We start from the raw sequence: 13,395 nt of genomic DNA, 5'->3' as shown, positions 1-13,395 counted from the left end.
GTTTCCTTAGGTCAGACGAAGAGAGAGCTCACCGAGCTGTTCTCGTGGATTCGGCGGATGGCCTCTCCGAGTAGGCTGGCAACGGAAAGCGACCGCAGCTTGCTACAGCGGCGGATCTTATCCTCAACCGGCGTCGTGTTGGTAATCAGAAGCTGCTCGAGGGGCGAATTTTCGATCCGATCGAGGGCCGGTCCCGACAGGACGCCGTGAACACCGGCGCAGAGTAGGCGGCTGGCGCCCTTCTCCTTGAGAGCTTCGAGGGCGTGCACCAGAGTGCCCGCCGTATCGACGATGTCGTCCAGAATCAATACGTTACGACCATCGACGTCACCGATGACGTTCATCACCTCGGCGGTGTTGGGGGCAGTCCGCCGCTTGTCGAGGATGGCGAGGTCGGCCTCGAGCCGCTTGGCGATGGCGCGAGCCCGCTCGACACCACCGGCGTCCGGAGAAACGATCACCAGATCCGGGATCTCGAGGGCGCGGATCGCCTTGAGCACCTCGGGAGCCGCGAACAGGTGGTCCACTGGAATGTCGAAGAAACCCTGAATCTGGGCCGCGTGGAGGTCCATGGTGAGGACCCGGTCGGCTCCGGCCTTGGAGATCAGGTCCGCCACCAGCTTGGAGGTGATCGGCACCCGCGGCTGGTCCTTCTTGTCCTGACGGGCGTAACCGTAGTACGGGATCACCGCCGTCACTCGGGCTGCCGACGACCGCTTGAAGGCGTCGAGCAGGATGAGCAGCTCCATCAAGTTCTGGTTCACCGGCTCGCAGGTGGGCTGGATCACGAAGACGTCGCGGCCGCGGACGTTCTCGTCGATCTGGCAGAAGGTCTCGCCGTCCGAGAAGTCGAAGGACGAAACGCGCCCGACGCCGACGCCGAGATAGGTACCGATCTCCTGGGTGAGGGCCGGATGGGCCCGGCCGCTGAAAATCTTCAATTCTCCGTGCATGTTCGCCCCGAAAGCGCGCTGCGATCAGCGCCTTTCCTCCCCGCTGTGAATCTTTCCTCGGTGACTCGGTGGCCTACGATGGTGGATCAGTATGGCTGGGGCGGGAGGATTCGAACCTCCGAATGCCGGATCCAAAGTCCGGTGCCTTACCACTTGGCGACGCCCCAATGAACTAAAAACCGTGTTCGAAGGCCTCGAAACCTTCGACCGACGCCGCTGCGAGCGCCGCCACAACCTACGGCACGGACCAGAACGAATCGCGCAGGTGCATCTCCTGCACCTCCTCGAGACTCCTCTCCGCGTCGTCCGAATCTTCGCCCTTCGGCGGCGCCGGCGAGCCTCCTGCCGGCGCTGGCTCCGCTGCGACCGGCGCCGTCGGGTTCAATCCGACCGGGGCCCGAGGCGGCGCCGGCAAGCGCTCACCACGCTCTGCCAACACCCGCTCGTACTCCTCCAGCACCGTGCCTTCGATCATCCGACGGGTCGCATTGTTCAAGGGATGAGCGACATCCTTGAACTCCCCGTTCTTCTTCTTGCGGCTGGGCATGCTGATGAACAGACCATCGCGGCCCTGGATGATCTTGATGTCGTTGACCATGAAGCACTGGTCAAAAACGACCGACACGAAGGCCTTCAGCTTTTCTTCGCTGATCGGAAAGACCTTGACCTCGGTGATCTCCATACTGTTGCCCCTATTCGTGATCCCATGACCGAATACAGCCGTGCGAAGGCGCACGATGGGAACCTCGAGACCATTGCGAGGCGAGCGTCGAGCACACCGAGGCAAGGCCCCTACCGCAAAACCAAGCAATCGGCCACCGCTCGAGGCGACGGCTTCGAAAAAACAAAAACGCTAGAAATCGCGCGGCCTTCGGCACTTCCGCGCGACAAAAAACCGATTTCTCGAGACGACGAAGAGCCGTGTCTTCGCGCTGTAGACCTAATGCTAGAGATGCGACGATACGGTGTCAAATCGGAGAAAGGCGGTCGAGAAGAAGGCGACAAGGAACCTCCTCGTAACCTTCGGGAAGGCGCATCGCGGTGAGCGGGAGAGGCAGCTCGTGGCGGGTGCCGGAACGCCAGCGCAGCTGGAAACCGCCGGCGGGATCGGACAGGATCGCCTCGCCCCCCTGACGCACCCAGCTGAGCCGCCGATCACCCTCTCGCCACAAGGTCCAGGAGACCAGCTCGCCGGAGCGTTCGCGGCCGGTCCAGCGCAGGCCATCGACGCCGGTGACCTCGAAGCGTCCCTCTTCGGCAAGGCGACGAACCTCCCCCTGGGCCGGCAACCGGCCGACCAACAGGGCCGGCAGGGCGGTCATCGGAAACGGCGCCAGAGGCAGCCTCAGCCCTTCCGCCCGCCCTGCGATGGCGCACCACCGCCGTTGCCGGTGGTCGACGACGGTGCCCGCCGCCGGTTCGACTTCGGCCGACCAAAGGGGCCGCCCGAAGAGGTCGACGGCACGGGCCTGATAGCGATCAGGAGCCGCCAGACGCAATGCCAGCCGGAAGCTGCCGCCACCGGAGCCATCGTCGAACTTGAGACGCAACAGTCGTTGACTGGGGTACTCCTCCTCGGCGAGCTGCCAAGGTGGCTGCGACGAGCCCTGGGATGCCGGCACCGTGGTCAGCGAGCCGCAGCCCACACCCAAGGTCAAGGCGAAGCCTCCGAGGAGCCATCGCCAGCGTCCTTTTCCAGCGGTCGTTTTGATCAGGGCCACGCTCTCAGCCGACGGCGCCCGTCGTCCCTAGTCGAGGCGCAGCGCTTCGAGCTTGCGACGCACCTCGTCGGCGGTCGCGATATCGAGGTCGAGGGCTCGGCGATAGAGCTCGGCCGCCCGCTGGTTCTCCCCCAGCGCCCGGTAGACGTCGCCGAGATGGGCTGCCACGGTACCGTCGTCGGGCACCATGCCGGCCGCGCGCTCGAGATACTGCCGCGCCTGAACATACTGGCCGAGGCGGTAATGGGCCCACCCCAGGGAGTCCATGAAGGCGCCGTTCTCGGGATCGAGGGCCACTGCTCGCTGCACCAGATCGAGGGCTTCCTCGAGATTGACCCCGTTCTCGGCCCACATGTAGCCGAGATAGTTGAGGGCATGGGCGTGGTCCGGCTCGAGGGCGAGAAGGCGCCGGAAGGAGGCCTCCGCCTTTTCCTGCTGATTGGTCCGCTCGTAGGCGGCGCCGGCCGAGAACAGCGCTTGGCGATGATCCGGCCGCTTGGCCAGCACCGACTCCAGCAGATCGAGCGACCAGTCGTAGCGCTGGTGGGCCTGGGCCGCCTGGGCAGCCACCACCGAGATGGCGCTCTCGCCGGCCTTGGCGAGGCGCTGGACCAGACGCCGGGCCTTGCCTTCGGAGCCCTCGCGAATCAGCAGATCGAGGGTTTTGGCCTGCAGCTCGGGCAGATCGGCGGTGCCCGAGGCGAGCACCTCCAGGGCATCTTCACCCCGTCCTTCCTGCGCCAGCAGGTCGGCCAGGATCAGGTATGCGGAACGCCGCACCTCGCGGTCCTCGGCACCGAGGGCGGGGCCGAAGGCCTGGCGGGCGTCGTCGACCCGTCCGGCGCGCGCCAACAAGCCGGCGAGCAGGAAGCGGGCACGCACCAGGGCACGCTCCTCCTGCATTCCAGCGATCGCCTCCTCGAGCACCGCCACCGCTTCATCGATGCGCCCCTCGCGCTCGAAGAGATCCGCCGCCGTTCGCACCAGCTCGAGGTTGTCGGGCTCTTCTCGACGCAGCTCCGCGATCTCCGCCTGCGCCTCTTCCGTTCGCTCCAGCCCGATCAAGGCCTGCGAGCGCAGGAAGCGCAGCCAGAGGTCGTCGGCCCCCTTGGCGAGACTGTCATCGGCCGCCGCCAGGGCCTCGTCATAGCGTTCCAGACGCAGCAGATGCCAGCTCATCTGAGACCGCACCTCGGGCTGGTCGATGACCTGCTCGGGCGCCTCTTCGAGGACCCGCAGAGCGGCCTCGTGGTCTCCCCCGTTGCCGTGGTTCTTGGCCAGCTCGATGCGTGCCTGAACCGCCAGCGGGTCGAGCTCGAGGAGCTTTTCGAGAGCCACACTGGCCTCGGCGGTGCGACCGGCATCCTGCAGAGCGTCCGCCAGCAGGGAATAGACCGCCGCCGACTGCGGCCCTTGCCGGACCGCATCCTGCAGCACTTCGGCGGCCTGGTTGGCCTCCCCCTGGCGAAGATAAATCTGCGCCAAGGGCATCATGGTCCGGAGGTCACCGGGAGTCTGGCGGCGAATTCCTTCGAGGGCGGCGAGAGCCGATTCCAGGGAACCCGCTCGCTCGCCCGCCAGGGCGAGATGAATCTGTCCGAGGGCGCGCAGCACATCGAGGTTCTCGGGCGCCACCTCGGCCGCCTTCTCGGCCAGCCGCACCGCTTCGCCGAGTTGCTCGGCTCGACGTTCGGCGGCGCGCGCCCGAGACGCGAGTCGAAACAGGAACTCGGCCCGCTCGATCAGCAGATAGGGTTCATCCGGTGCCAGGGTCTCGGCACGCCGAAAGGCCTCGCCGGCCTCGCGCAGCTCGCCCTCTTCGGCGAGCATCTTGGCAAGGGTGAAGAGGTAGCGGGCGCGGGCGTTGTCCGGTTCGCTTTGCGCCGGGAGTGACGTCGCGAGGAAGGGAAAGATCAGGAAAACACCGAGGAGTAACCTCACCTCCCGAGAATACCCTGCCGCGGCTCGTCTTTACAAGAGCCGAAACTCCCTCCTATAATCGACCTTTGATTCCTAAACGAAAGCGCAATAAGGCTTTAAGCGCCTCAACTCACAACCGACCCGGACGCCTCGATCGCGGAGACCACTGGCCATGAAGAAGCTTGGTGAAGTGCTCGTCGAACGTGGCTGGGCAGGCAGTGCCGACATCGATCGCGCGCTCCACGCCCAGCAGGCCGCCGGTGGCCGCCTCGGAACTTGCCTGCTCGAGGCCTCGATCATCGATGAAACGCGCCTCCTCGAGGCCCTCTCGAGCCAGCTCGAGGTACCGGCCGTCGACCCCGACCGCCTCCGCACCATTCCCGAGGACACCTTTCGCATGGTGTCCAACCGGCTGGTCCGGAAGCTCCGGGCGGTCCCCTTCCGGCAGCGCGGCGACCGCCTCGAGGTCGCCATGCTCGACCCCAAAGACCTCGCCATCCAGGACGAGCTGGCCTTCGCCACCGGCAAGCACATCGAGCCCTTCGTCGCTCCCGAAGCGCGCATCGTCGAGGCCTTGGAGCGCTACTACCAGACCGATTGCCCGGGCCGCATCTCGCGCCTCCTCGATCGCCTCAACCGATCACGCTACCTGTGGAATCAGGAAGAGGACGACTTCGGCAGCGACGCTCTCTTCGCCACCCCGCCGGAGCTCGCTCTCCCGGCGGGCGAAGAAGCCGCCTACGGATCACCCGACGGCGAGGCGGCGGCGACCGCCTCGGCGACGGTGCTCGACGACTTCTCGGCCGAAGCGGTCATCCTGGAGCCGGAGTCGACGATTCAACTGACGGCGGAGCAGGCCTTCACTGTCCTCGCCGCGACCAGCGATCGTGAAACCATCGGCGAGACCCTGACCGACTTTCTCCTGCAGAGTTGCGAGCGCGTCGCCCTCCTCGGAGCGACGCGCCGGGCCTTCGTGCCCTGGAAAGCCGGCGGACAAGGCCTCCAGCACCAGCGCTTCGCCGAGTTCTCGCTCCCCGCGACCCAACCCTCGCTCTTCAAGGCGCTGCGGGAAGGGGTCGATCATCACTTTGGCCCCCTGCCTCCGATGCCCAGCCACCGACGCTTGATGGCCTGCTGGGACGGCGCCATGCCCAAGGTCTGCATCATCGTTCCGATCGCCATCGGCGAGCGCCTGGTGGCGGTACTCTATGGTGACCGTCGGCGCGATGCGGTGGTCGGTCTCGACCTGACCACCTTGCAGCGTCTAGCAAATGTCGCGGCGGCTGCCCTCGAACGCTGTATCGTATTGAAAAAGCAGGCCCAACCAGAGAATTAGGCCGTTGACAGGGTTCAGGGCCGTTGCTACACTCGCGCCCGTTTTGGGGCCCAACTGGAGCATCGATGATCAAAGCTGACATCGTCAATCGCGTGGCCGATGCGACCGACGTGCCGCGGGTGAAGGCCGCCCAGGCGGTCGACACCATCATCGAATCCATGAAGCGCGCCCTCAGCAACGGCAAGCGCATCGAGCTTCGCGGCTTCGGAGTGTTCCAGGTCCGCGACCGCAAGAAGGGCGTCGGTCGCAACCCGAAGACCGGCATCGAAGTCGAGATCACCCCCGGAAAGACGGTCCGCTTCAAGCCCGGCAAAGAGCTCAAAAACCTCTGAGAGCCTGAGCTCGCTCCTCACCTCGTCAGCCAGCGGCTGAAGTCGCCACAGGACCTTCTAGACCACCCCTCAGCGGGCAGGAATGTCGAGGACGAAGGTCACCGGACCTTGGTTGACCAGCGCCACCTCCATGGTGGCGCCGAAACGTCCGTTGGCGACCTCGAAGCCACGCTCCTTCAGTCCCGCGGACAACTCCTCCACCAGCGGCTCGGCGACGGCCGGAGGCGCGGCGCCGTCGAAGGAAGGGCGCCGTCCCTTGGCGAGGGAGCCGGCGAGGGTGAACTGGGAAACCACCAGAAAGGCGCCGCCGACTTGCCCGGCATCGAGGTTCATGTGACCTCGTTCGTCCTCGAACACCCGCAGTCGCGTCAGCTTCTCCACCGCCGCGGCCACCCGAGCGCCGTCGTCGTCAGGCTCGATCGCGACCAGCAGGAGCAGACCTCGTCCGATCGCTCCGACCTCCTCGTCGTCGACCCGCACGGCCGCCGACGAAACCCTCTGCAAGACAATCCTCATCTTTTTCCGTCCTCCTCTGGGAAAGCACCCGACCCTGCGGGCAGGGCATCATAGCGACCCTTTGGTAGGCGCCCCACCACGGCGCCGGACGCGGTCGGTGGCTGTGATACCTTGCCGGCCCAACGATTCAAGGGAGGAGAGGTTCATGGTCAACAAAGTCATTCTCGTCGGCAATCTGGGCCGTGATCCGGAAGTACGGAACACGCCGTCGGGGCAGTCCGTCGCCAGCTTCAGCCTGGCCACCAACCGTCGCTGGACGGACCGCGAAGGCCAGCGTCAGGAGCAGACCGAGTGGCACAACATCGTCTGCTGGGGCAAGCAGGCCGAGATCGCCGGCCGCTTCCTGCAGAAGGGCAAGCAGATCTACGTTGAGGGCCGTCTCCAGACCCGCTCCTGGGACGATCGCAACACCGGCGAGAAGAAATATCGCACCGAGATCGTCTGCGACAACTTCCAGATGCTCGGCCAGCGCGGCGACATGGACGGTGGCGGCGGCTACGGCGGCGGCGGTGGTGGCGGCTACGGAGGCGGAGGCGGAGGCGGAGGTGGCGGCTCCGGCGGCGGTAGCGGCGGCGGTGGGAACGCCGGCGGCGCTCCGGAGATGGACGACGACGACATTCCCTTCTAGCAGGCTGCTGAAAAAGTCCGCTTCGCGTCCTTTTCCAGCCCTGCTAGCTGTGTGTTTCGAGGAGGGCTACGCGCCCCTGACTGCGCGCCCCGGGCTGAGCGCCCCTGACTGCGCGTCCCGCAGCGGCCCAAGAAGCGTGGTTCTTGGGCCTCCTCTACCGTCGCGGCGACTGAGCCGCCGCTGGGCCGGGGGCGCCCAGCCCTCTCGGGCCCGGAAGCAGGTTGCCGATGAGTTTTTCAGCAACCTGCTAGCCCTGGGCCGAAGGCAAGGCTCGATCGAGCGCCTCGAGGCGACGGCGGATCGTCTCGAGGCTCCAGCGCCGGGGCGGTCGCCAGCTCGCCATTCGCCGGCGCAGCTCTGACAGGCGCTCCCCGGCCTGACGCCGCCGGGAGGCCAGCTCCGGAGCCGCCAGCGCCTCCGCCACGGCCGGCGCTTCGGCCAAGCGCCGACAAATCAAAAGACCATCACAGCCGGCTTCGAGGGCTGCCCGGGTGCGTTCCGGCAGAGAACCCCAGCGGTCGAGGGCCTTCATCTCCAGGTCATCGCTGAAGGCGACGCCACGAAAGCCGAGCTCACCTCGCAGGAGATCGCTGGCGATCGCCGGCGACAGCGAGGCGGGACGCGCCGAGCGATCGAGGAGCGCATAGCTGGCGTGGCCCACCATCACCGGGGCATGGCGGTCCCGGAGGGCAGTGAAGGGAGCGAGGTCGTCGGCCAAGGCGGCACGGCTACGATCGATTTCGGAACCCTCGAAATGGGTGTCCTGGGCGGCTCCTCCGAGGCCCGGAAAATGTTTCAGGCAGCCTTCCACGGCAGCGCTCCGCAGGCCCTCGAGGAAGGCTCCGGCGCGCGCCGTCACGGCGCCCGGCCGAGATCCGAGATAGCGCTCGTCGAGAGCGTTGCGGCAGGCCCCGTGGTCGAGATCGACGACCGGGGCGAAGTCGATTCCGATGCCGAAATGATGTAGCGCCGCGCCGATCCAGCGGCCCGCCCGGCGCGCCTGACGCACCGGCTGCCGGGCCAATCGGGCGGCGGCCGGGGCAGCGCCGACGACGGACCTCAGACGATCGACGGGACCGCCTTCGGCGTCGAGGCAGAGCACCGCCCCGGGAACCACTCGGCGCAGCTCCCCGACCAGCCCGTGGAGCTGCGCCGCGTCCTCGATGTTGCGTCCGAAGAGAATCACCCCGAAGGGATCGAGGCGACGCAAAAGGGCGCTTTCGGGCGACGTCAAGGAGGGCCCCTCGAAGCCCACCACCAAGAGCTCGCCGCCGATCATCCTCCGACTCGCGACTTCAGCGAGTGAACCAGGTTGAGGGCCGCCAGCGGGGTGAGCTGATCGACGTCCGTTTCCTGGAGGATCGAGGCCACCACCTGCTCCGCCGGTACGAACAGCGGAAGCTGGTCCGCCTTGGCCCCTTCCGGCACCGAGCCGGCGGCGAGCCGCGGCCGCCCCTGAGGGTCATACTCCTGGGACTCGAGATTGGCGAGCACCTCGCCGGCCCGCTCCACCACCGTCTCCGGCAGGCCCGCCAGGCGCGCGACATGCAGGCCGTAGGACTTGTCGGCGCTTCCCGGCACCACCCGGCGCAGGAACACGATGCGATCGCCCCACTCCTTCACCGCCAAGGTGCGGTTGACCACCCCCGGCAGCAGCGTGGCGAGCTCCGTCAGCTCATGGTAGTGGGTCGCGAAGAGGGTCTTCGGCCGGCGATGCTGGTGCAGATACTCGACGATCGCCCAAGCCAGGGAGAGGCCGTCGAAGGTCGCCGTTCCGCGCCCGACCTCGTCGAGCACCACCAAGCTCTCGTGAGTGGCGTGGCGCAGAATGTTGGCGGTCTCGATCATCTCGACCATGAAGGTCGACTCGCCCCGGGCGAGGTCGTCGCTCGCTCCGACGCGGGTGAAGATGCGATCGACCACGCTCAGGCGGGCTTCGGCCGCCGGGACGAAACTGCCGGCCTGGGCCATCAGCGAGATCAAGGCCACCTGTCTCAAGTAGGTCGATTTGCCGCCCATGTTGGGACCGGTGAGCAGCACGATGCGGGCCTCTTCGGCGTCGAGCTCGACATCGTTGGGCACGAAATCCTCGAGGCTCGTCCGCTCGACCACCGGATGACGGCCCTCGCGAATGTCGAGGGCACCACCGGCCGCCGCCATCACCGGCTCGACGTAGCCGCGGCGGTCGGCGACCTCGGCGAAGGCCGCCAGGGCATCGATCTCACCGACCGCCTCGGCGAGGCTGGTCAAGGCGGCGCCGGCCGCGACGATCCCGAGGCGGAGCTCTTCGAAGAAACGCTGCTCGAGGGCCACCTGCTGCTCCTCGGCGGACAGAATCTCCTCCTCGAGCTCCTTGATCTCAGGGGTGATGTAGCGCTCCGCATTGACCAGCGTCTGCTTGCGGATGTAGTGCTCCGGCACCAGGTCCTGATTCGCTTTGGTGACCTCGATGTAATAGCCGAAGACCCGGTTGTAGCGGATCTTCAGGGAAGTGATGCCGGTAGCTTCTTTCTCGCGTGCCTCGAGGGCCAGAATGTGCTGCTTGCTGTTGCGCGCCAGCGAGCGGACGCGGTCGAGCTCGTCGTCGAAGCCGGTGGCGATCACTCCGCCGTCCTTGAGGCTGGCCGCCGGCTCGGCCTCGAGGCTGCGCGTCAAGCGCTCGCCGAGATCGGCACAGGGATCGATGCGGGCAAGATCCGCCAGCACGCCGCTCGGTGAATCGGCGATGGTGGCGAAGATTTCCGGCACCACGGTCAGGCTGTCGCGCAGCGCCGCCGCCTCGCGGGGCGTCAGGGAGGCCAGCACGGCGCGCCCGAGCAGGCGCTCCGGGTCCCCCACCGAAGCCAGCAGATGGCGCACCCGCTCCCGTTCCGCGGGCGCCTCGCGCAGGGCTCGAACGGCACGATGGCGGCGGGCGATCTCCGGCGGCTGGCGCAACGGCCGGCGCAGCCAATCCTTGAGGGTGCGGCCGCCCGGTGCCGTCACCGTCCGGTCGAGGACGCCGATCAAGGTGCCCTTGCGACCGCCCTCGCGCAGACTGCGGAAGATCTCCAGATTGGCCACCGTGGTGGCGTCGACGATGGCGCGATCAGCCGCCGTCCTCACCTCCAGGGTCTGGATGTGGGACAGCTCGCTGCGCTGCGTTTCGCGCGCGTAGGCGAGGGCGGCGGCGGCGGCCTGAATCGCCACTTCTCCCTTTTCGAGCCCGAAGCCGCGCAGGGACGCGGTGCCGAAGTGGCGCTCCAGGAGCTCCGCGGAGCGCGCCCGGTCGAGTAGGCGGTCGCCTTCGAGGGGAGTCCGGCAGGGCGCCTGGCTCTCGATCCAGCGGGCCATCTCCGAGGGCACCTCGTCGGGCTCGTAGAGGACCTCCCGCGGCCGGCTGAGCTCGAGGTCCTCGAGGCCCTCCTCGGAGCTCGCCCAGCGGCGCAGAACGAAGGCACCGGTCGAAACATCGAGGGAGGCCATCGCGCCCTCCTCGCGCCGATCGTCCCAGGCCACCGCCGCCAGCAGGTTTTCCTCTTTGCCGTCGAGCAGACTGGGGTCGCTCACCGTGCCCGGCGTCACCACCCGGGTGACCTCCCGCCGCACCAAACCCTTGGCCTGGGCCGGATCCTCGACCTGGTCGCACACCGCCACTCGCAAGCCGGCCTCGAGGAGCTTGCCGATGTAGCCCTCGATGGCGTGGTGCGGCACGCCGCACATGGGCGTTTCGTTGGCCGTCCCCTTCTGCCGGGCGGTGAGCTGAACATCGAGAATCGGCGCCGCCGTCACCGCATCTTCGAAGAACAGCTCGTAGAAGTCGCCCATGCGGTAGACCACGATGGCGTCGGGGTGTTCGGCCTTCACCTCGAGGTAGTGCCGCAGCATCGGAGTGAGCTTTCCACCGACCTTTTTCGACGCCTTTTTCGACATGGCGCCGAAGTATACTCGCGCCACCATGGAGCGCCCCCTTCTGGTCCTCGACAGCGCCTCGCCGGTGGTCGGCGTCGCCCTCGCCCGGCAGGGTCAGTTGCTGGCTTCGGACCACGAAGGTCTGCGCAGCTCGTCCCGTCGTCTGCTGCCGATGATCGATGGCTGTCTCGAGCGCGGCGACACCACTCTCGAAGGCCTCGCCGGCATCGTGGTCCTGGCCGGACCCGGCAGCTTCACCGGTCTGCGGGTCGGCATGGCGACGGTCCTCGGCCTCCACCAGGCCACCGGCATCGCGGTCACCACCGTTCCGACCCTCGAAGCGCTCGCCTTCGGCAGTTCCGACGAGCTGATCACCGTGGTCGACGTGCTGCGCGGCGACTGGGCGGCCCAGTGGTTCTCCACCGGCGAGCTCCAGGGGCCGGCCGAGCGCCTGTCGCGCCAGCGTTTGATCGCCCTCGCCGAACGCCATCGGGCTCGGCTGCGCGGCTTCGGCGCCAGCGCCCTCGATGGCGAGGTTCCGCTGCCCGCCGGAGACGATCCGGAGGACCTCGCCGAGCAGGCGGCGCGCCACCTCAGCGAGCGCGAGCTGGAATGGAACCCCGCCGGCTTGATCTCGCCGCTCTACTTCCGACCACCGGCGACGACGCCGCCCGGTCCGCCGAAGCGCCTGCTGCAATTCCGCAAGGAATGAGGCGGCGGCGTCTCGACATCGTTCCCGCCGAGGCTCGCCACGGCGCGATCCTGGCGGACCTCGAGGCGGCTTGCTTCGACACCCCCTGGAGCGAGAGCCAGCTCCTCGGCGAGTTGGTCAAGGCGGGAGGGCAAGGCTGGATCGCCCATCGCGTGCCCTCGGCCGTCGCCTACGCCCTCTTCACGACCGTGGCCGACGAAGCGGAGCTCCTGCGCCTGGCGGTTCTTCCGGCCCATCGCGGTGCCGGCTGTGCCGACGCCCTGCTGCGCCGCGGACTCGGCAGGCTCGCCAGCCAGGGCATCACGCGCTGCCACCTCGAGGTCGCCGAGGACAACCGCCCGGCCCTCGCCGTCTACCGGCGCCACGGCTTCCGCGCCGTCGGCCGGCGGCCCGGCTACTACCGCCGGGGGGTCGATGCCGTCTTGATGGCGCGGCCGCTCGAGCGCGACGGCAGGGCCTCGGAGGCCCGGACCACTCCAGCCGGTAGGCCTTGACGGCGATCGAACCACCCGCCGGGGCGGTTGCCCGTCCATCGATCGCAGTGCTACCCTTGGACCGCCTCCGATGACGACCGAAGAGATCGCAATTCCGGGGTGCTGAAGACACCCCCACTCCCGCTCCTTCCCGCGTTCGCCGGGTTTCCTGCGGTCGTCGTCCGTCCCCAATTCGAAAATCTGGTTCCCCGTCGCTCGTCCCTCGGCGCTGCCGCGGACGGGTCGATTTTTCTTGGTCTCGGCCAAGCTTCCGGACTCGCTGTCGCGGCAGCGACGCGCCGGCCCTCGGCCGCTACCTTCACCTCCCGAGAGGAGACTGCATGAGTGCACAAACCGACCTGAAGGAAGAGCTTCTGAAGACCGACGAAGAATTCCGCAGCCTGTTCGACGAGCACCAGCAATGTGAGCGGCGCCTCGACCGGCTGCAGCAGACCCCCGACTACACCCTCGACGACGAGCTCGAGGCCAAGAAGATCAAGGTTCACAAGCTGGCCCTCAAAGACCGCATGTACGAGATCATGCGGCAGCACCGTCCGGCGGTCGCCGCCTCCGCCTGATGCTTCACCGGCCGGGCGCCCCCCCGCGGGCGCCCAGCGCCGTTGACCGCCCCTTCCTCACCACCGGGAGCACATCTCCCGCGCTGCCGCCGAGCCGCGACAACCTGTTAGCAGGCTGCTGAAAAAGCCGCGTGGCGGCTTCTTCAACGCCTGCTGTTTGTTTCAGGGGGGCTAAAGGCGCCCCCCTCAGGCACTCGCACATGTCGTGCGCCTTCACCCCCGTCCTCGGCGGCTTTCGCCGCCGCCTCGCCCCTCGGGCTCGGGAACTCTTGAGAACCAAAGATGCGCCGAGTCAAGAGTTTTTCAGCAAGCTGCTAGCAGGCTGCTGAAAAAAG

The 13,395-nt window shown here is 67.5% G+C and carries 12 protein-coding genes, 1 tRNA gene and 1 pseudogene; 6 read left to right on the top strand and 8 right to left on the bottom strand.

Annotated features, from left to right (window positions below):
* Positions 1-11: 11 nt before the first annotated feature.
* From AAF604_20710 to AAF604_20690, 5 genes and pseudogenes are all read right to left on the bottom strand, one after another.
* The gene (locus tag AAF604_20710) at positions 12-953 is read right to left on the bottom strand and encodes a ribose-phosphate pyrophosphokinase (protein ID MEM7052101.1); all 942 of its coding nucleotides are present in this window, start codon (positions 951-953) and stop codon (positions 12-14) included.
* A gap of 92 nt (positions 954-1,045) precedes the next feature.
* A tRNA-Gln gene (locus AAF604_20705) sits at positions 1,046-1,120 on the bottom strand.
* A 251-nt stretch (positions 1,121-1,371) separates the two neighbouring features.
* Positions 1,372-1,635, bottom strand: a pseudogene (gene spoVG / locus AAF604_20700) (septation regulator SpoVG).
* A gap of 286 nt (positions 1,636-1,921) precedes the next feature.
* A complete protein-coding gene (locus AAF604_20695) occupies positions 1,922-2,674 on the bottom strand; it encodes a hypothetical protein (GenBank protein MEM7052100.1) in 753 nt (250 codons plus the stop codon).
* Positions 2,675-2,701: 27 nt separating this feature from the next.
* The gene (locus AAF604_20690) at positions 2,702-4,615 is read right to left on the bottom strand and encodes a tetratricopeptide repeat protein (protein MEM7052099.1); all 1,914 of its coding nucleotides are present in this window, start codon (positions 4,613-4,615) and stop codon (positions 2,702-2,704) included.
* A gap of 151 nt (positions 4,616-4,766) precedes the next feature.
* Here AAF604_20690 and AAF604_20685 point away from each other — a divergent pair, with 151 nt between their 5' ends.
* A complete protein-coding gene (locus AAF604_20685; protein MEM7052098.1) occupies positions 4,767-5,930 on the top strand; it encodes a hypothetical protein in 1,164 nt (387 codons plus the stop codon).
* A 65-nt stretch (positions 5,931-5,995) separates the two neighbouring features.
* Complete coding sequence (locus tag AAF604_20680; GenBank protein ID MEM7052097.1) at positions 5,996-6,262, top strand: HU family DNA-binding protein; 267 nt, start codon at positions 5,996-5,998, stop codon at positions 6,260-6,262.
* A 69-nt stretch (positions 6,263-6,331) separates the two neighbouring features.
* On the opposite strand, the gene dtd is transcribed toward AAF604_20680, so the two are convergent.
* Positions 6,332-6,778, bottom strand: coding sequence for a D-aminoacyl-tRNA deacylase (dtd, locus tag AAF604_20675; protein MEM7052096.1), 447 nt, complete (start codon positions 6,776-6,778; stop codon positions 6,332-6,334).
* Between the two features lie 145 nt (positions 6,779-6,923).
* Between dtd and AAF604_20670 the strand changes: the two genes are divergently transcribed.
* Entirely contained in the window at positions 6,924-7,406 is a 483-nt protein-coding gene (locus tag AAF604_20670; GenBank protein ID MEM7052095.1) for a single-stranded DNA-binding protein, read from the top strand.
* A 247-nt stretch (positions 7,407-7,653) separates the two neighbouring features.
* On the opposite strand, the gene AAF604_20665 is transcribed toward AAF604_20670, so the two are convergent.
* Together AAF604_20665 and mutS are read right to left on the bottom strand one after the other, a co-directional pair.
* Positions 7,654-8,685 (bottom strand): glycoside hydrolase family 3 N-terminal domain-containing protein, encoded by a 1,032-nt coding sequence (locus AAF604_20665; GenBank protein ID MEM7052094.1) that lies wholly within the window; start codon positions 8,683-8,685, stop codon positions 7,654-7,656.
* Positions 8,682-11,345: a DNA mismatch repair protein MutS gene (mutS, locus tag AAF604_20660; GenBank protein MEM7052093.1), complete on the bottom strand. Its 2,664-nt coding sequence runs from the start codon at positions 11,343-11,345 to the stop codon at positions 8,682-8,684. The genes AAF604_20665 and mutS overlap by 4 nt, the downstream gene beginning before the upstream one ends.
* Between mutS and tsaB the strand changes: the two genes are divergently transcribed.
* The 3 genes from tsaB (at position 11,344) to AAF604_20645 (ending at position 13,060) form a co-directional block, all read left to right on the top strand.
* Positions 11,344-12,009: a tRNA (adenosine(37)-N6)-threonylcarbamoyltransferase complex dimerization subunit type 1 TsaB gene (gene tsaB / locus AAF604_20655; GenBank protein MEM7052092.1), complete on the top strand. Its 666-nt coding sequence runs from the start codon at positions 11,344-11,346 to the stop codon at positions 12,007-12,009. The two genes, mutS and tsaB, sit on opposite strands and share 2 nt — an antisense overlap.
* Positions 12,006-12,503: a GNAT family N-acetyltransferase gene (locus AAF604_20650; GenBank protein ID MEM7052091.1), complete on the top strand. Its 498-nt coding sequence runs from the start codon at positions 12,006-12,008 to the stop codon at positions 12,501-12,503. The genes tsaB and AAF604_20650 overlap by 4 nt, the downstream gene beginning before the upstream one ends.
* A gap of 320 nt (positions 12,504-12,823) precedes the next feature.
* Positions 12,824-13,060, top strand: a complete 237-nt coding sequence (locus AAF604_20645; GenBank protein ID MEM7052090.1) for a YdcH family protein — start codon at positions 12,824-12,826, stop codon at positions 13,058-13,060.
* Positions 13,061-13,395 lie beyond the last annotated feature (335 nt).

The organism is Acidobacteriota bacterium (genome assembly GCA_039028635.1).
Lineage (GTDB): Bacteria > Acidobacteriota > Thermoanaerobaculia > Multivoradales > JBCCEF01 > JBCCEF01.
The sequence above is the reverse complement of the archived record's forward strand: the minus strand, read 5'-3'. Positions and strand labels throughout refer to the sequence as shown.

Coding starts and splice junctions, on each gene's coding strand:
- AAF604_20710 (MEM7052101.1), bottom strand. CDS start 953: ATGCACGGAGAATTGAAGATTTTCAGCGGCCGGGCCCATCCGGCCCTC.
- AAF604_20685 (MEM7052098.1), top strand. CDS start 4,767: ATGAAGAAGCTTGGTGAAGTGCTCGTCGAACGTGGCTGGGCAGGCAGT.
- AAF604_20680 (MEM7052097.1), top strand. CDS start 5,996: ATGATCAAAGCTGACATCGTCAATCGCGTGGCCGATGCGACCGACGTG.
- dtd (MEM7052096.1), bottom strand. CDS start 6,778: ATGAGGATTGTCTTGCAGAGGGTTTCGTCGGCGGCCGTGCGGGTCGAC.
- AAF604_20670 (MEM7052095.1), top strand. CDS start 6,924: ATGGTCAACAAAGTCATTCTCGTCGGCAATCTGGGCCGTGATCCGGAA.
- AAF604_20665 (MEM7052094.1), bottom strand. CDS start 8,685: ATGATCGGCGGCGAGCTCTTGGTGGTGGGCTTCGAGGGGCCCTCCTTG.
- tsaB (MEM7052092.1), top strand. CDS start 11,344: ATGGAGCGCCCCCTTCTGGTCCTCGACAGCGCCTCGCCGGTGGTCGGC.
- mutS (MEM7052093.1), bottom strand. CDS start 11,345: ATGGTGGCGCGAGTATACTTCGGCGCCATGTCGAAAAAGGCGTCGAAA.
- AAF604_20650 (MEM7052091.1), top strand. CDS start 12,006: ATGAGGCGGCGGCGTCTCGACATCGTTCCCGCCGAGGCTCGCCACGGC.
- AAF604_20645 (MEM7052090.1), top strand. CDS start 12,824: ATGAGTGCACAAACCGACCTGAAGGAAGAGCTTCTGAAGACCGACGAA.